The sequence below is a fragment of the Bosea sp. F3-2 genome, from assembly GCF_008253865.1.
GTDB lineage: Bacteria > Pseudomonadota > Alphaproteobacteria > Rhizobiales > Beijerinckiaceae > Allobosea.
The window spans coordinates 1,557,115-1,573,314 of sequence record NZ_CP042331.1 but is presented as its reverse complement, the minus strand read 5'-3'; the positions used below and the strand labels follow the sequence as shown (position 1 = coordinate 1,573,314).

Below are 16,200 nucleotides of genomic sequence, written 5' to 3'. Positions count from 1 at the left end.
CCGGCTGCTGCGAAGCGATGGCGCGCGATTGAGCCTATTGAGGTCTGCGGAGGGCGGTTGCGCTGCGGGGCGCGCCGTTCAGCGTCGTTCGGATGGGGTGTCTTGCTGCGTCGGTTCGGCCAGGCCATGCCGGAGCGCAAGGGCCATGATTTCCCTGGCCGCGGCCTCCGGCATGACGGCATCGAGGATGATGTGGACAGTGTCCGACGAATATCGTTTCGCCGAAAACTCGAATGTCGAACGCTGGCCCAGTCGCGCTCGGGGATTCCATCCGCGGGAGATCAGCAGCGAATCCAGGCGCTTGCCGAATTCGCTGAGCTCGAGATCCAGCCCGGCCTCCGAGAGTTCATCCATGTCGGGCTGCCTCCATTGGCGTCATGCAGCCTTCAAGAGCGCGATTCTGCCGAACAAATTCATTTACAAAACATTAAAATTCTAGCTATTGCCGCGCGGGGAAACGGGGGCGTGTCGCGTTATGGTCCAGGCCGTACTGGTGGCCGTGCTGATGATCGGCACGGGCTTTTTGTCGTGGTTGATCGCCGATCACACGCATCTGCCGCTTGAGCTCTAACCAGCCGGGCGTCGCCAGCCGAGCGGGCGGGGTGACGGTGATCGGCTCAGCCAACAGAGATGCAGCCTGAGCGCAGGCAACAAAAAACCGCCCGGAAGGGCGGTTTTACGTCGATCAGATCGGTAAAGCAGAGCCTTACTTGATCTTGGTCTCCTTGAACTCGACGTGCTTGCGCGCGACCGGGTCGTACTTCTTCTTCGACATCTTCTCGGTCATCGTGCGCGAGTTCTTCTTCGTCACGTAGAAGAAGCCGGTGTCTGCGGTCGAAAGCAGCTTGATCTTGATCGTCACGGCCTTGGCCATGGGTCTATCCTCGAACCATGCGGGCCGCAGGGCCCTCGGAAAAGAAAATGGCCGGGCGAGCCCGGCAAACCGTCGGCGTGGGAGATGCCGCAAAGGGCTGGGGAAGTCAAGAAAGAATAACGATCTGATGACGCTGTCGGCCACTGGGGCGGGAAATTCGGGCCCTTAGAGTTCCTCGCGCACGAAGCTGCCACGCTTCTCCCAATAAAAGGGCACCGGCAGATAGGGCGCGAAGCCGGCGGCGATGCGCGATTCGACCTCCTGCAGGATGACAGTGGTGATCGTCGGCAGGTCGAGCGCCTTCGCCTCCTCGAAATCGACCCAGACGAGATCGGTCAGTTCCGAATCCGGCCCGACAATGCCCTCGACCTTGCCGGCAACCGCGGCGGCGTCGACGGTGAAGAAGCGGGTGTCGAAGCGCTTCGGCCGGCGCGGCGGCGTGATCGCGCGCGCGACGAAGGTGACGGCCGAGAGATCGGGAAACACGCCCTGCGCCGCGAAATCGTGCCAGCTCCCGGGCGGCGCATTCTCGGGCGCACCGAACTCGGCCGAGCCGAAAAGCAGCCCCGTCTCCTCGAAGGTCTCGCGGATCGCGGCGAGCGCCAGCGCCCGTGCCTTGCCGGCGCTCGGGCGCAGGCAGCGCTTGCCGAGACGGTCCTCGCAGATCTGTGGCAGGGCGCCGGTCGCGATCATGCGCCGGTCGCCCTCGTCGATCCGTCCGCCGGGGAAGACATACTTGCCTGGCATGAATTTGTGACCCGGATGGCGCTTGCCCATCAGAACCTTCGGGCGTGCGCCGCTACGGTCGAGGATCAACATGGTCGCGGCGTCTTTCGGACGCAGATTGACCGTGGTGCGGATACGCTCGGCCTGGGTCAGGGTGACGGTGTGATCGGTCATGCGCGCGGTCCAGGTGAGGGCAGGGGCTGGCGTTCGGGCCGGTCGGGCTCACCGCCGAAACCATGCATGCGCATGGCCCATTGCAGGCCGACGACACCGCCTTTCACGGGCTGCATCAGGGCGACGGACAGGATCAGCGTCAATGCCGGCCAGAGTGCCATGTGCCACCACATCGGCCAGTCGCCGTATTTCTCGGCGAGCAGGATGCCGCCGACCACGATATGGCCGACGATGGTGATGACGATATAGGGCGGCAGGTCGTCGGCGCGCTGATGGTGCAGTTCCTCGCCGCAGGATTCGCAGGCGTCGACCGGCTTCAGGAAAGCGCGGAACAGCCGGCCCCGCCCGCAATGCGGGCAGCGGCCCTTCAGCCCGCGCGCCACGGCGTCGCGCCAGTCGCGCATCTCGATAGGCGTTTCCGCGCTGTGGATCTGGACGCCCATCACCGCCTCTTGCCGGGCCCGGCTCGGCCCGGCTTGGCTCTCTTTCCGAAGCTCGCCGGCCGGCTTTCCCCATATGGCGCGCCGCTGCCGCGCTTGCCAGCGCGGCCTGTCGCCACAGTGCGGCCGGCCGAGAGCAGCTCGAAGCGCAGCGCGCCGGCGACGGGCGCGGCCTCGACCAGTTTGACGTGCACCTTGTCGCCGAGGCGCCAGCTTTCGCCGGTGCGCGTGCCGATCAGGGCATGGGCAGCCTCGTCATAGCGGTAATAGTCGCCGCCGAGCGTGGAGGCGGGGATGAACCCGTCGGCGCCGGTGTGGTCGAGCTTCACGAAGAGGCCGGCGCGGTTCACCCCGCCGACGCGCCCGTCGAAGCTCGCGCCGATCTGGTCGGCGAGGAAATGCGCGATCAGCCGGTCGGTGGTCTCGCGCTCGGCCGCCATGGCGCGCCGCTCGGCGGCGGAGATGCGGGTCGCGACCTCGCGCAGCTCCGCCAGCGTCGTGACCTTCGGCAGGCCGTCATCGCCGAGCTTGAGCGCGGTGATGAGCGCGCGGTGGACGATCAGGTCGGCATAGCGGCGGATCGGCGAGGTGAAATGCGCATAGCGGCGCAGATTGAGGCCGAAGTGGCCGTAATTCTCGGCGACGTATTCGGCCTGCGCCTGGGTCCGCAGCACCACCTCGTTGATCAGCGTCTCGTTCTCCGAGCCCTTGATCATCGCCAGGATGCGGTTGAACAGCACGGGCCTGAGCGCCCCGTCCTTCGGCAGCTTGATGCCGATCGAGGCCAGCACCTCGCCGAGCGCGCGCATCTTCTCCAGCGACGGCTCATCGTGGCAGCGATAGACCAGCAGGCTCCCGGCCTTCTCCAGCGTCTCGGCCGCTGCGACATTGGCGAGGATCATGAACTCCTCGATCAGCCGATGTGCCGCCAATCGCTCCGGCACGATCACGCGCTCGACCGAGCCGTCGGGCTTCAGGATCAGCTTGCGCTCGGGCAGATCGAGATCCAGCGGCTGGCGCTGGTCGCGGGCGCGCGCCGCCACGCCATAGGCCGCCCAGAGCGGCATCAGCACGCTTTCGCGGATCGGCCCGGTCTTCTCGTCCGGTTTGCCGTCGATGGCGCTTTGAGCCTGCTGGTAGGAGAGCTTGGCCGCCGAGCGCATCAGGACGCGATGGAAGGAATGGCTCTTCTTCGATCCATCGGACTTGAGCACGATCCGGACCGCCATGGCCGGCCGGTCCTCACCCTCGCGGAGGGAGCACAGGTCGTTCGAAATCCGCTCCGGCAGCATCGGCACGACGCGATCGGGGAAATAAACGGAGTTGCCGCGCTCCAGCGCCTCGCGATCGAGCGCCGAACCCGACCGGACATAGGCTGCGACATCGGCGATGGCGACGGTGACGACGAAGCCGCCGGGATTGGCCGGGTCCTCATCGGGCGCTGCATGGACCGCGTCGTCATGGTCCTTGGCGTCGGCCGGATCGATGGTGACGAGCGGCAGCTCGCGCCAGTCCTCGCGTCCTTTCAGCGTCGCGGTCGGCGCGTTGGCGGCTTCCTGCAGGGCTGCCGGCGGGAATTCATGCGGGATGCCGTGGGCGTGGATCGCGATCAGGCTGACGGCACGCTCGGACTTGATCGAGCCCAGCCGCTCGCGCACCTGCGCCTCTGGCGGACCAAAGCGGCTCTCGCGGCGCAGCGAAACCGAGACGAGGTCACCGTCCTGGGCTTCGCCGGTGCGGCCCTTGGGGATGATCGCCTCGCGCCCCTGCGCCTTCTTGTCGATCGGCACCAGTCGGCCCGAGCCGTCGGGCAGGGCGCGGAAGATGCCGAGCACGGCGGCCCTGGCCTTGCCCATGATCTTGAGCACGCGGCCGGAATAGCCGAAGCCCTCGACGCCGCGCAGTCGCGTCAGCTTGAGGATGACTTGATCGCCGACGCCGGGGGCGGGGGCCGCTGCGTTCGGCTTGCGTCGTCCCTCGCGGGTGCGCTCGACCAGGATCTGCGGCGGAGTGCCGTTTTCCGCTTCGTCCCATTCGAGCGGCTGGGCGACAAGGTCGCCCTCGCGGTCGCGGCGCTTGATCTCGGACAGCAGCACGGGCGGCAGCGCGCCACGCGGATGCACCGGGCGCTCCTTGCCGTCGCCGCCGATCTCGCCCTCCTGCTCCATCTCCCGCAGCAGGCGCTTCAGCCAGATCTTGCCACCTTGGTCGAGGCCAAAGGCACGCGCGATCTCGCGGCGGCCGACCTCGCGGCCGGCGGCGCGCTCCTCCTCGATGAAATCGAGGATCGCCTCACGGCTCGGTTCAGGGACGGACAAGGCGGGTACTCGTCGGGTCTAGGTCAGGAAAGCAGGACACCGCGCTTGTCTGCCATGCCTTGGAGCCTGGCGCCAGCATTCGCCTTAGCATCGGACCGAAAAGTGGAATCCACTTTTCGGAAAAATCCGATGCGATAATAGATATGTAGATCAAAAGAAGAAGGGCCGCCCTCGCGGACAGCCCTTCCATTGTCGAACCGCGATCCGGCGAGCCGGATCAAAGGTGCGAAAACTCACGCGGAACGCGAACCCCAGCAAGAAGAGGTCCAGGTCCACCCGCCTTGCACCAGCGGTTGATGACAATGAGACACTGGATCACCTCCTTTCAGTTGTTGCCGACGAAGATGAGGCTAAGGCGATTCTCTGGTGCTCGTAAATGCCAAAAAAAACGCTGTGCCCCGTTACTTAAAGTCAGTGCCTGTCGATGAAATTCGAGGCAGATGCTGCGATGCACAAACATGCGCCACATAAATTGACTGCAAAATAGGCAATTTCTCCGCTTTCAACCCGATGATTGCGCCGAGGGAATAAGCTTTCGCAGGAAATGCCGCCAAAGCTCCGCTGGCGGCAGAGATTTGCGCCTTGTCACAAAGGCCGCGGGCGCTTGGCACAGCCTTTGCGAAAACTGCCTCCGGGCCAGGGAGGCCTGCCGGCGTCGAGGGGCGCCGCCAACAAACATCCTTCGGGAGATGTCCGTGAACACCAATCGTCGCGAATTCCTCGGCTCGGCTCTGGCTGGCGCCGCTTTCCTCGGATCCTCCTATCTGCCGGCGGCGGCGCAGCAGGAGACGATCAAGGTCGGCATCCTTCACTCGCTCTCGGGCACGATGGCCATCTCCGAGACGACGCTGAAGGACGTCATGCTCATGCTCATCGAAGAGCAGAACAAGAAGGGCGGCCTGCTCGGCAAGAAGCTCGAGGCCGTCGTCGTCGATCCTGCTTCGAACTGGCCGCTCTTCGCCGAGAAGGCGCGCGAGCTGATCACCAAGGACAAGGTCGCAGCCACCTTCGGCTGCTGGACCTCCGTGTCGCGCAAATCGGTGCTGCCGGTGTTCAAGGAGCTCAACAACATCCTGTTCTACCCCGTCCAGTACGAGGGCGAGGAGAGCGAGCGCAACGTCTTCTATACCGGTGCCGCGCCGAACCAGCAGGCGATCCCCGCCGTCGACTATCTCGCCAAGGAGGAGAAGGTCGAGCGCTGGGTGCTCGCCGGCACGGACTACGTCTATCCGCGCACGACCAACAAGATCCTCGAGGCGTATCTCAAGTCCAAGGGCGTGAAGCCTGAGGACATCATGATCAACTACACGCCCTTCGGTCATTCCGACTGGCAGACCATCGTCTCCGACATCAAGAAGTTCGGCTCGGCCGGCAAGAAGACCGCCGTGGTCTCGACCATCAACGGCGACGCCAACGTGCCCTTCTATAAGGAGCTCGGCAACCAGGGCATCAAGGCGACCGACATCCCGGTCGTCGCCTTCTCGGTCGGCGAGGAGGAACTCGCCGGCATCGACACCAAGCCGCTCGTCGGCCATCTCGCCGCCTGGAACTACTTCCAATCGATCAAGACCCCGGAGAACGAGGCCTTCATCAAGCAGTGGCAGGCCTTCACCAAGAATCCGAAGCGCGTCACCAACGACCCGATGGAAGCCCATGTCGTCGGCTTCGCCATGTGGGTGAAGGCGGTCGAGAAGGTGAAGTCGACCGACCCGGACAAGGTCATCGACGCGCTGCCCGGCATCGAGGCGCCGAACCTGACCGGAGGCATCTCGAAGATGCTCCCCAACCACCACATCACCAAGCCGGTCTTCATCGGCGAGATCAAGGACGACGGCCAGTTCGACGTGGTCTGGAAGACCAGCGGTCTCGTGCCGGGCGATGCCTGGTCGAAGGAACTCGACGGTTCCAAGGACCTGATCGGCGACTGGGTCGAGAAGAAGTGCGGCAACTTCAACGTCAAGACCGGCAAGTGCGGCGCCGTTTGAGATCATGAGGGGGAAGGGCGGCACGGGAAAATCCCGGCCGCCCTTCGTTTTCGCTGCTGCTCATAAGCGGAAGCCAACCAAACATGGCGCGGGGAACCCCTCTCCGGGATGGGAGAGGGGCAGGGGTGAGGGAAGGCCGGCGTAGTATTAGGCGAGCATTGGCCGAGGCTTGGGATAAGAGGCAGAGTCCACGCGTTTGCGGGCGATCCCTCACCCCTGCCCCTCTCCCGTCCGGGAGGGGGGGGCCCGCGCCTCCTTTTCTCACGCTGTGCTTCACGATGAAAAGCGAGCTGATGTCCTTGTTCTATCGCCTGCTGCACGTCGTGGTGATCGTCGTCACGCTGGTCGCGGCTTCGGTCGCTTCCTTCGCGCAGACGGCAGAGGAAGCCTTCACGCGGCTGGCGGCGGACAGCTATTCCGACACCTCCCGCGCGATCGAGCTCCTGGTTTCGACCGCCCATCCGAACGCCGCGTTGATCGTCGAGGCGCTCGGCGACGGGCGGCTGCTCGCTGGGCCAGGCGGGGTCGTGGTCAAGACGGCCTCAGGCGGCTTTGTCGATGCCCGCACGGGGCAGGCGCTGACCGCCGCGCCCGAGGGTTTAAAGATGGTGCGCCTTAACAACGCCGTGCGCCGTGCCGTACAGGCCGCGCTCGGTGGCCTGAGCCTGCTCAATCCCGATCCAGGCAGGCGGGTCGCGGCGGCGGAAGCCGTCTTCAAGTCGCGCGATGCCAGCCTGCTGCCGATCGTCGAAGCTGCGATCGGCAAGGAAACCGATCCGCGCGCGCTCGCTGCCTTGCGCCAGGCACAGGCCGCGATCCTGATCGCCAAGCCCGATGCCCAGCCACTTGACCGCGTCGCGGCCGTCGAGATCCTGCGTGAACGCGGCGATCAGGACGCGCTGGCAACTCTCCGTAGCCTCTCTGGCGAGATCACCCCGAGCCTCCGGGATGCGCAGGCCAGGGCGATCGCCGCAATCGAGGGCCGGCTCGCGTTGTGGCGCGTCGCACAGAACCTTTGGTATGGCCTCTCGCTCGGCTCGGTGCTGCTGCTCGCCGCCATTGGCCTCGCCATCACCTTCGGGGTCATGGGCGTGATCAACATGGCCCATGGCGAGATGGTGATGCTCGGCGCCTACACGACCTTCGTTGTGCAAGAACTGATCCGCACCAACGCGCCCTGGCTGTTCGACTGGTCGCTGGCGATCGCGTTGCCGGCCGCCTTCATCGTCGCCGGCGCGGTCGGCATCGCCATCGAGCGCGGCGTCATCCGCTTCCTCTACGGCCGTCCGCTGGAGACGTTGCTCGCCACCTGGGGCATCAGCTTGATCCTGCAGCAGGCGGTGCGTACCGCCTTCGGCCCGACCAACCGCGAGGTCGGCGCGCCGGCCTTCATGTCCGGCGCCTTCGAGCTCGGCGGTCTGGCGATCACCTATAACCGACTCTGGATCATCGTCTTTGCGGCCCTGGTCTTCGCCGCGCTGCTCGCCATCCTGAAGCTCACCCCGATGGGCCTGCAGATGCGCGCCGTCACCCAGAACCGGCGCATGGCCTCGGCGATGGGCATCCGCACCGGCCGCATCGACGCGCTGACCTTCGGGCTCGGCTCCGGCGTCGCCGGTCTCGCGGGCGTCGCATTGTCGCAGATCGACAATGTCAGCCCCAATCTCGGCCAGAGCTACATCATCGACTCGTTCATGGTCGTGGTCTTCGGTGGCGTCGGCAATCTCTGGGGCACGCTGGTCGGCGCCATGACGCTCGGCGTCGCCAACAAGCTGCTCGAACCCTATGCTGGCGCCGTGCTCGGCAAGATTGCGCTGCTGGTCTGCATCATTCTCTTCATCCAGAAGCGCCCGCGCGGCCTGTTCGCGCTGAAGGGCCGGGCGGTGGAAGCATGATCACCCGCTTCCTCCTGCAGAACATGGATCGGCGCGCCAGCATCTTCCTGGCGATCCTGCTGGCCTTGGCCGTGCTCGTGCCGCTGGCGAACCTTTTGCTGCCGGCGAGTTCGCCCTTCCATGTTCCGACCTCGACCATGTCGCTCTGGGGCAAGTACCTCTGCTACGCGCTGCTGGCGGTCTCGCTCGACCTCGTCTGGGGCTATTGCGGCATCCTGAGCCTCGGCCACGGCGCGTTCTTCGCGCTCGGCGGCTATGCCATGGGCATGTACCTCATGCGCCAGATCGGCACCCGCGGCGTCTATGGCAACCCGATCCTGCCCGACTTCATGGTCTTCCTGAACTGGCAGGAATTGCCCTGGTACTGGTGGGGCTTCTCCTCCTTCCCCTTCGCCATGCTGATGGTGCTGCTGGTGCCCGGCCTGCTCGCCTTCGTCTTCGGCTGGTTCGCCTTCCGCTCGCGCGTCACCGGCGTCTATCTCTCGATCATCACCCAGGCGCTGACCTACGCGCTGCTGCTCGCCTTCTTCCGCAACGACATGGGCTTCGGCGGCAATAACGGCCTGACCGACTTCAAGGATATCCTCGGCTTCAACGTCCAGGCGCAAGGGACGCGCGCCGCACTGTTTTCCCTGACCTGCGTGATGCTGGCGGCCGGCTTCCTGATCGCGCGCGGCATCGTCGTCTCGAAGCTCGGCAAGGTCGTCATCGCGATCCGCGACGCCGAGTCCCGCACCCGCTTCCTCGGCTACCGGGTCGACCGCTTCAAGCTCTTCGTCTTCACCGTCTCGGCCTGCATGGCGGGTGTCGCGGGGGCGCTCTATGTGCCGCAGGTCGGCATCATCAATCCCAGCGAATTCGCCCCGGCCAACTCGATCGAGACCGTGATCTGGGTCGCGGTCGGCGGCCGCGGCACGCTGGTCGGCGCGGCCTTGGGCGCGGTCGTCGTCAACTGGGCCAAGACGGTGTTCACCTCGGGCTTCATGGCGCCTTACTGGCTCTTCGCGCTGGGCGGGCTCTTCGTCGTCGTCACGCTCTTCCTGCCCAAGGGCATCCTGGGCACGGCCGAGGCGCTCTGGGCACGCCGCCGCAAGGTCGATACGACGCCGGCCGCCGAGCCGGCCCCGGCGGAGTGAAGCCAATGAACGCTCCCGTACCCGGCGCCCTGACCTCCTCGCTGCTCTATCTCGACGGCGTCAGCGTCTCCTTCGACGGCTTCAAGGCGATCCGCGGCCTGTCGCTGACGATCGAGCCCGGCGAGATGCGCGCCATCATCGGCCCCAACGGCGCCGGCAAGACCACGATGATGGACATCATCACCGGCAAGACGAAGCCCGATGTCGGTACGGTGATGTTCGCCGGCACCGTCGACCTGACCAAATTGGACGAGGCGGCGATCGCCAATCTCGGCATCGGCCGCAAGTTCCAGAAGCCGACGGTCTTCGACTTCCATACGATCGAGGACAACATCCTGCTCGCGCTGAAATCGAAGCGCACGGTCGGCCGAACGCTGTTTTGGAAAACCGAGGCACCGCAGCAGAAGCGCATCGACGACATCCTCGGCATCGTGAAATTGGCCGACAAGCGCGACCGGCTCGCCGGCTCGCTCTCGCATGGCCAGAAGCAATGGCTCGAGATCGGCATGTTGCTGGCGCAGGACCCGAAGCTCCTGCTCGTCGACGAGCCCGCTGCCGGCATGACCGACGGCGAGACGGCACAGACGGCGGTGCTGCTCAAGGAGATCGCCAGGGATCATTCGGTCATCGTCGTCGAGCACGACATGGGCTTCATCCGCGAGCTCGGCGTGAAGGTGACGGTGCTGCATGAGGGATCGGTGCTGGCCGAAGGTCCGCTCGATCAGGTCAGCGCCAATGAGCGCGTCGTCGAAGTCTATCTGGGGCGGTGAGGATGTCAGTTCAGTCATCTCGCACGACCCGACCTGCCATCCGCACCGTCATCCCGGACGAAGCGGAGCGGAGATCCGGGATCCATCATAGGGCTCCGGCGCTCTACGATGGATCCCGGATCGGCGCCGCTGCGCGGCTTGTCCGGGATGACGGCGTGTTTCTCCACGCTGTCGTGATCGGGACAGGATCGCCCTCATGCTGACCGTCGACGCCATCAACCTGCATTACGGTGCCGCCCAGGCCCTGCGCCATGTCTCGATCGCCGCGGAGCCCGGCAAGGTTACCTGCGTGATGGGCCGCAACGGCGTCGGCAAGACCTCGCTGATGCGCGCCATCGTCGGCCATCAGCCGATCTCGGCCGGCCATATCCGCTTCGATGGAGAGGATATTTCCGGTCTGCGCAGCGAAGAACGCGCGCGCGCCGGCATCGCCTATGTGCCGCAGGGGCGGGAGATCTTCCCGCTCCTGACGGTGAAGGAGAATCTGGAGACGGGCTTTGCGCCGCTGAAGCGCAAGGATCGCTACGTCCCGGATGAACTCTTCGACCTGTTCCCCGTGCTGCAGTCGATGCTCGGCCGGCGCGGCGGAGACCTCTCGGGTGGCCAGCAGCAGCAGCTCGCGATCGCGCGGGCGCTGGTGACCCGACCCAGGCTGCTGGTGCTGGACGAGCCGACCGAGGGCATCCAGCCCTCGATCATCAAGGATATCGGCCGCGCCATCGATTACCTCCGCCAGAAGGGCGGCATGGCGATCGTTCTCGTCGAGCAATATTTCGACTTCGCCCGCGAACTCGCCGACACGATGTTCGTGATGGATCGCGGCGAGGTCGTGCTGTCGGGCGCGATGAACGAGCTCGACGGCAATCAGGTGCAGCGGCTGATTCAGGTCTGAGGCAGTTGCGCCGTCATGCTCGGGCTCGACCCGAGCATCTCAGGCAGGATGAGGCACCAGCTCGTCATGAGATTCTCGGGTCTGCGCTTCGCTTCGCCCGAGAATGACGCAGGGCCACCATCCCTCAGAACGCCAGCGGCGCGTTGTCCACGACCTCCTTCATCACGAAGAAAGTCCGCGTCTGGCGCACGCCGGGCAGGGCGATCAGCTTGTCGGCGTGGAGCTTGTTGAAGTCGGCCATGTCCCGCACCCGGATCTTCAGGATGTAGTCGAAGTCGCCTGCGACGATATGGCAGTCGAGGACGAGCGGCATTGCGCGGACAGCCGCCTCGAAGGCGCCGAAGCTCTCCGGCGTCGAACGGTCGAGCACGACGCCGACGAAGGCCAGCGTGCCCATATCGATCTTCTGGGGCGAGATCTGTGCACGGACGCCGGTGATGTAACCCTCGGCGAAAAGGCGCTGGATGCGACGGTGACAGGTGGCGGCGCTGGTGTTCACGCGCTTGGCGATTTCGGCATTGCCCATGCGCCCGTCGCTCTGCAGCAGGCGCAGAATCTTGACGTCGGTTCGGTCCAGCTCAGGCTTCATGAACGATTCTTCCATTTTCAGATATAGAAGTGCAACTCAATCATATCAGATTGAGCTGTGAGTGAAAGCTTAGGAAGAATCGAGGGCAAAGTTCGGGAGTACCTTTCAGGAGCGTTTTGTTAGTATTTGCGGGTCATTTCGGAGGAAAACCCGCCATGCTGAGCCAGTTTGAACGCTATCCCCTGACATTCGGGCCGACGCCGATCGAGAAGCTGTCGCGGCTGTCCGCCCATCTCGGCGGCGCCATCGAGCTCTACGCCAAGCGCGAGGACTGCAATTCCGGCCTCGCCTTCGGCGGCAACAAGCTGCGCAAGCTCGAATACATCATCCCCGACGCGATCGCGTCCGGCGCCGACACGCTGGTCTCGATCGGTGGCGTCCAGTCGAACCACACCCGCATGGTTGCGGCGACCGCCGCCAAGATCGGCATGAAGTGCCGGCTCGTGCAGGAGAGTTGGGTTCCGCATGACGATGCGGTCTATGACCGGGTCGGCAACATCCTGATGTCCCGCGTCATGGGCGCCCATGTCGAACTGGTTGACGAGGGCTTCGACATTGGCATCCGTGCAAGCTGGGAGAACGCGCTGGCGGATGTGAAGGCGAAGGGCGGCAAGCCCTACGCCATTCCCGCGGGCGCTTCGGTCCACAAGTTCGGCGGCCTCGGCTATGTCGGTTTCGCCGAGGAGGTGAGGGCGCAGGAGGCCGCGCTCGGCTTCAAGTTCGACTACATCGTCGTCTGCACGGTCACGGGCTCGACCCATGCCGGCATGGTCGTCGGCTTCGCCAAGGACGGGCGCCAGCGCAAGGTCATCGGCATCGACGCTTCCTTCACCCCGGCGCAGACCAAGGCGCAGGTGCTCGACATCGCGCAGAAGACCTCGGCGCTGATCGGCGGCAAGGACATCGTGGCCGACGACATCGTCCTCAACGAGGATTACGCCTATCCGGTCTACGGCGTGCCCTCGAAGGAGACGGTCGAAGCCATCCGCCTCTCCGCCCGGCTCGAAGGCATGATGACCGACCCCGTCTATGAGGGAAAATCCATGCAGGGCATGATCGATCTGGTGCGGAAGGGTTTCTTCCCCGCCGGCTCGAAGGTGCTCTACGCCCATCTCGGCGGTGTGCCGGCGATCAACGGCTACAGCTACACTTTCCGGAATGGCTGAGCCGCCATGGGCCGGCTGATCATCCTCGAATATGACGCGCGTGCCGGCGGCGTCCGGCAGGCCTTGCTGCGGGAGGTGGAGGTTTTGGCCCTCGCCTACGGGGGCCGATTGCGCTTCGTCGCGACCGAGCGGGATGCCGGGAGCGGCGTCGTCCGAGAGGTGATGGCGGTCGATCTCGCGTCGGGCGTGGATGCGGATGCGCTGGTTGCGCGCTGGCGCGCCGATTTGGCGTTCCCGACGGGCGTTGCAATCAGGCGGCTGGCACTGGAAGAGGTTCGAGCGACGGAGCCGGTCGAGCCGCTTTTCCCTTGAGTCGATCAGCCGTGCAGCTTCAGCCCCTTGACGATCTTGTCGATCTCCTTGCGCTCGGCATGCAGCCCGAGCCCGACGAGGTCGAGATCGGCCGTCGCGACCGCAGCCACCGTCGCGCGGTTGTCGATATCGTTGCCGGTGGCGAACAGCTCGTTCGTATAGAGATGAGCCCGCACGCCGCGCCCCTGAGCGCGCTGCAGTGCCTGCTTCAGTTCCTCGCCCGTGGCGGCGAAGATCAGCACCGGCTGCCGGACCAGCGGGCCGTAGAAGCGGCCCGAGCCATCGCTGTAGGGTTCTCCGGCAATTTCCGGGGTTGCACCGACGAGCCCGCCCGCAAGAAAGCTGGCGACGTTGAGTTTCTGCCAGGTGGCGAGATTCTCGCGCACCACGATGGCGATCTTGGTATCGTAACGCATGGATCGAGCGGTAGCCGAGGCAGGAAAGGCGCGTCTTGAACGATCGTGCAGATCGGGCGCCGAGGATTGGGTGCGGCTCGGCACCGGCGCCGCCGGCATCGAGCGGATCGAGGCCTTCTTCCGCGGCTACGCCTATGACCCGCACCGACACGACACCTATGCTTTCGGCCTGACCCTGTCGGGCGTGCAATCCTTCGACTATCGCGGCGCGCGGCAGGACAGCCTCAGCGGCCACGCCATCGTCATCCACCCGGACGAGCTGCATAACGGGCGCTCCGGCATCGCCGAGGGCTTCCGTTACCGCATGCTCTATGTCGAGCCACGGCTGATCCGTGAAGCGATGGGCGAGCGCGGCCGGGCCTTGCCCTTCGTCTCCGCCGCGGTCTCGCAGGATCCGCGGCTGCTCGGTGCCATCGCCCATGCGCTGCGCGATCTCGATCTGCCGCTCGATGGGATGGCGGCGGACGGCATGGTGGAACGCCTTGCCGCCGCGCTGCTCGCGCTCGATCCCTCCGTGGGCCGGATACGTCCGGGACGCGTCGATTCGGCCGCGTTGTCGCGGGCGCGCGGCTATCTCGACGCCCATGCGGCGGACATCGTGGATTCGTCACAGCTCGAGGCGTTGACCGGGCTCGATCGCTTCGCACTGGCGCGGCAGTTCCGCGCCGCCTTCGGCACGAGCCCCTATAATTATCTTGTGATGCGCCGTCTCGACCGCGCCCGCCGCATGCTGGCCGAGGGCCTCTCGCTCGCCGACGCCGCTTTTGCCTGCGGCTTCGCTGATCAGAGTCATCTGACGCGCCAGTTCCGCCGCGCTTATGGCGTCACGCCGGGGCGTTGGCGCGCCCTGCAGAAGCGCGCCGAAGCTTAGCGGCGGAACTGCGCCGGCTTGCTCCGCCGGCCACCTCCATGCTTGAAGCAGCGACAAAAGCGGGCTTCGCGGAGTGTCGGATATGCAGCTTGGAGTGATCGGCCTCGGCCGGATGGGGGGCAATATCGTGCGCCGGCTGATGCGCGCCGGCCATGAATGCGTGGTCTATGACCGCGACCCGAAGCCGGGGCAGGCGCTTGCCGCCGACGGTGCCATCGTCGCCGTCGATCTCAAGGACATGGTCGCCAAGCTGAAGGCTCCCCGCGCGATCTGGGTGATGCTGCCGGCCGGCAAGATCACCGAGGCCACGCTCGCCGAGCTCGCTGGCCTCGTCACGGAGGGCGATACGCTGATCGACGGCGGCAACGCCTTCTGGAAGGACGATGTCCGCCGCGGCAAGGAGCTGGGGGCGAAAGGCATCCACTATATGGATATCGGCACCTCCGGCGGTGTCCATGGGCTGGAGCGGGGCTATTGCCTGATGGTCGGCGGCGACAAGGAGGCCTTCCATCGGCTGGAGCCGATCCTCAAGGTGCTGGCGCCCGGCAAGGGCGAGATCGAACCGACCAGGCATCGCGAGGGCCGCAACCCGACGGCCGAGCAGGGCTATCTGCATTGTGGCCCGACCGGCGCCGGCCATTTCGTCAAGATGATCCATAACGGCATCGAATACGGCATGATGCAGGCCTTCGCCGAAGGCTTCGACCTGCTGCGCAACGCCTCCGCCAAGGAGGGCCTGCCGGCCGAGTACGGCTTCGATTTCGACGTGGCCGAGATCGCCGAGGTCTGGCGCCGCGGCTCGGTCGTCACCTCCTGGCTGCTGGATCTGACGGCAGAGGCGCTGGCGGCGGATGAGGAGCTGTCCTCCTACACCGGCAATGTCTCGGATTCGGGCGAGGGGCGCTGGACGGTCGATGCCGCCGTCGAGACGGCGACGCCGGCCGAGGTGCTGACCTCGGCGCTGTTCGCGCGCTTCCGCTCGCGTGTCGACCACACCTTCGGCGAGAAGATCCTCTCCGCCATGCGCGCCGGCTTCGGCGGCCATGTCGAACCCAAGAAAACAGAAGCCAGGCAGGCCTGACCCCGTGATGCGTGAAATCAAGGGCGGCCGCCCGGCCGTCGTCGTCGTCATGGGCGTCGCCAGCTCCGGCAAGACCTCGCTGGGCGAGCGGCTGGCCGCGCGCCTCGGCTGGCCTTTCCGCGATGCCGATTCTTTCCATCCGCCCGAGAACGTCGCCAAGATGGCCGGCGGCACGCCGCTGACCGACGAGGACCGCAAGCCCTGGCTCGCTGCCATCGCCGCCTGGGTCGACGATCTGCGGGAGAAGGGCGAGCACGGCATCGTCACCTGCTCGGCCCTGAAGCGCGCCTATCGGCAGGTCATCGTCGGCGACCGGCCCGATGTGGCGCTGGTCTATCTCAAGGGCTCGCGCGAGCTGATCGGCCGGCGCATGGCCGCCCGCCAGCATCATTTCATGCCGCCGGCGCTGCTCGACAGCCAGTTCGCCACGCTGGAGGAGCCCGGGCCGGGCGAGCGGCCACTGGTCGTCTCGGTCGAGGATAGCAAGGACGCGATTGTACAGGACGTGGTCAAACGGCTGGGATTGTGAACGGCCGCGCTCCGCCGTCATTCCGG

18 protein-coding genes are annotated in these 16,200 nt (G+C 65.7%); 10 read left to right on the top strand and 8 right to left on the bottom strand.

Going from position 1 to position 16,200, the window contains the following annotated elements:
- Window positions 1-78 precede the first annotated feature (78 nt).
- The 6 genes from FQV39_RS07270 to rnr form a co-directional block, all read right to left on the bottom strand.
- The gene (locus FQV39_RS07270) at window positions 79-354 is read right to left on the bottom strand and encodes a hypothetical protein (RefSeq protein ID WP_149129680.1); all 276 of its coding nucleotides are present in this window, start codon (window positions 352-354) and stop codon (window positions 79-81) included.
- An 85-nt stretch (window positions 355-439) separates the two neighbouring features.
- A complete protein-coding gene (locus FQV39_RS07265; protein WP_149129679.1) occupies window positions 440-625 on the bottom strand; it encodes a hypothetical protein in 186 nt (61 codons plus the stop codon).
- A gap of 81 nt (window positions 626-706) precedes the next feature.
- A complete protein-coding gene (gene rpmG, locus FQV39_RS07260) occupies window positions 707-874 on the bottom strand; it encodes a 50S ribosomal protein L33 (protein WP_038367996.1) in 168 nt (55 codons plus the stop codon).
- Window positions 875-1,039: 165 nt separating this feature from the next.
- Window positions 1,040-1,774, bottom strand: a complete 735-nt coding sequence (locus FQV39_RS07255) for an NUDIX hydrolase (protein ID WP_149129678.1) — start codon at window positions 1,772-1,774, stop codon at window positions 1,040-1,042.
- On the bottom strand, window positions 1,771-2,217 hold the full coding sequence (locus FQV39_RS07250) for a DUF983 domain-containing protein (protein WP_149129677.1): 447 nt from the start codon (window positions 2,215-2,217) through the stop codon (window positions 1,771-1,773). The genes FQV39_RS07255 and FQV39_RS07250 overlap by 4 nt, the downstream gene beginning before the upstream one ends.
- The gene (rnr, locus tag FQV39_RS07245; protein ID WP_149129676.1) at window positions 2,217-4,532 is read right to left on the bottom strand and encodes a ribonuclease R; all 2,316 of its coding nucleotides are present in this window, start codon (window positions 4,530-4,532) and stop codon (window positions 2,217-2,219) included. Before rnr ends, FQV39_RS07250 begins: the two co-directional genes overlap by 1 nt.
- A gap of 689 nt (window positions 4,533-5,221) precedes the next feature.
- On the opposite strand from rnr, the gene urtA reads away from it, so the two are divergent.
- From urtA to urtE, 5 genes are all read left to right on the top strand, one after another.
- Window positions 5,222-6,517, top strand: a complete 1,296-nt coding sequence (gene urtA / locus FQV39_RS07240; RefSeq protein WP_149129675.1) for an urea ABC transporter substrate-binding protein — start codon at window positions 5,222-5,224, stop codon at window positions 6,515-6,517.
- Between the two features lie 293 nt (window positions 6,518-6,810).
- Window positions 6,811-8,412 carry an urea ABC transporter permease subunit UrtB gene (gene urtB / locus FQV39_RS07235; RefSeq protein ID WP_149129674.1) on the top strand — a complete coding sequence of 534 codons (1,602 nt, stop codon included), beginning with the start codon at window positions 6,811-6,813 and terminating at the stop codon, window positions 8,410-8,412.
- Window positions 8,409-9,548 carry an urea ABC transporter permease subunit UrtC gene (urtC, locus tag FQV39_RS07230; protein ID WP_149129673.1) on the top strand — a complete coding sequence of 380 codons (1,140 nt, stop codon included), beginning with the start codon at window positions 8,409-8,411 and terminating at the stop codon, window positions 9,546-9,548. Before urtB ends, urtC begins: the two co-directional genes overlap by 4 nt.
- Window positions 9,549-9,553: 5 nt before the next feature.
- Window positions 9,554-10,318 carry an urea ABC transporter ATP-binding protein UrtD gene (gene urtD / locus FQV39_RS07225; RefSeq protein ID WP_149129672.1) on the top strand — a complete coding sequence of 255 codons (765 nt, stop codon included), beginning with the start codon at window positions 9,554-9,556 and terminating at the stop codon, window positions 10,316-10,318.
- A gap of 196 nt (window positions 10,319-10,514) precedes the next feature.
- Complete coding sequence (urtE, locus tag FQV39_RS07220) at window positions 10,515-11,210, top strand: urea ABC transporter ATP-binding subunit UrtE (RefSeq protein ID WP_149129671.1); 696 nt, start codon at window positions 10,515-10,517, stop codon at window positions 11,208-11,210.
- A 124-nt stretch (window positions 11,211-11,334) separates the two neighbouring features.
- Here the strand turns inward: urtE and FQV39_RS07215 are convergent, their stop codons facing one another.
- The gene (locus FQV39_RS07215) at window positions 11,335-11,799 is read right to left on the bottom strand and encodes an Lrp/AsnC family transcriptional regulator (RefSeq protein ID WP_149129670.1); all 465 of its coding nucleotides are present in this window, start codon (window positions 11,797-11,799) and stop codon (window positions 11,335-11,337) included.
- Between the two features lie 155 nt (window positions 11,800-11,954).
- Here FQV39_RS07215 and FQV39_RS07210 point away from each other — a divergent pair, with 155 nt between their 5' ends.
- A complete protein-coding gene (locus tag FQV39_RS07210) occupies window positions 11,955-12,965 on the top strand; it encodes a 1-aminocyclopropane-1-carboxylate deaminase (RefSeq protein WP_149129669.1) in 1,011 nt (336 codons plus the stop codon).
- A 6-nt stretch (window positions 12,966-12,971) separates the two neighbouring features.
- Window positions 12,972-13,277 (top strand): hypothetical protein, encoded by a 306-nt coding sequence (locus FQV39_RS07205; protein ID WP_149129668.1) that lies wholly within the window; start codon window positions 12,972-12,974, stop codon window positions 13,275-13,277.
- 5 nt (window positions 13,278-13,282) lie between these two features.
- Here FQV39_RS07205 and FQV39_RS07200 read toward each other — a convergent pair whose 3' ends face one another.
- Window positions 13,283-13,693 carry a DUF2000 family protein gene (locus FQV39_RS07200; protein ID WP_149129667.1) on the bottom strand — a complete coding sequence of 137 codons (411 nt, stop codon included), beginning with the start codon at window positions 13,691-13,693 and terminating at the stop codon, window positions 13,283-13,285.
- 70 nt (window positions 13,694-13,763) lie between these two features.
- Here FQV39_RS07200 and FQV39_RS07195 point away from each other — a divergent pair, with 70 nt between their 5' ends.
- The 3 genes from FQV39_RS07195 (at window position 13,764) to FQV39_RS07185 (ending at window position 16,174) form a co-directional block, all read left to right on the top strand.
- The gene (locus tag FQV39_RS07195; RefSeq protein WP_248313281.1) at window positions 13,764-14,564 is read left to right on the top strand and encodes an AraC family transcriptional regulator; all 801 of its coding nucleotides are present in this window, start codon (window positions 13,764-13,766) and stop codon (window positions 14,562-14,564) included.
- 73 nt (window positions 14,565-14,637) lie between these two features.
- On the top strand, window positions 14,638-15,645 hold the full coding sequence (gene gnd / locus FQV39_RS07190) for a phosphogluconate dehydrogenase (NAD(+)-dependent, decarboxylating) (RefSeq protein ID WP_349238583.1): 1,008 nt from the start codon (window positions 14,638-14,640) through the stop codon (window positions 15,643-15,645).
- Between the two features lie 7 nt (window positions 15,646-15,652).
- Window positions 15,653-16,174: a gluconokinase gene (locus tag FQV39_RS07185; RefSeq protein ID WP_248313280.1), complete on the top strand. Its 522-nt coding sequence runs from the start codon at window positions 15,653-15,655 to the stop codon at window positions 16,172-16,174.
- Window positions 16,175-16,200: the final 26 nt, after the last annotated feature.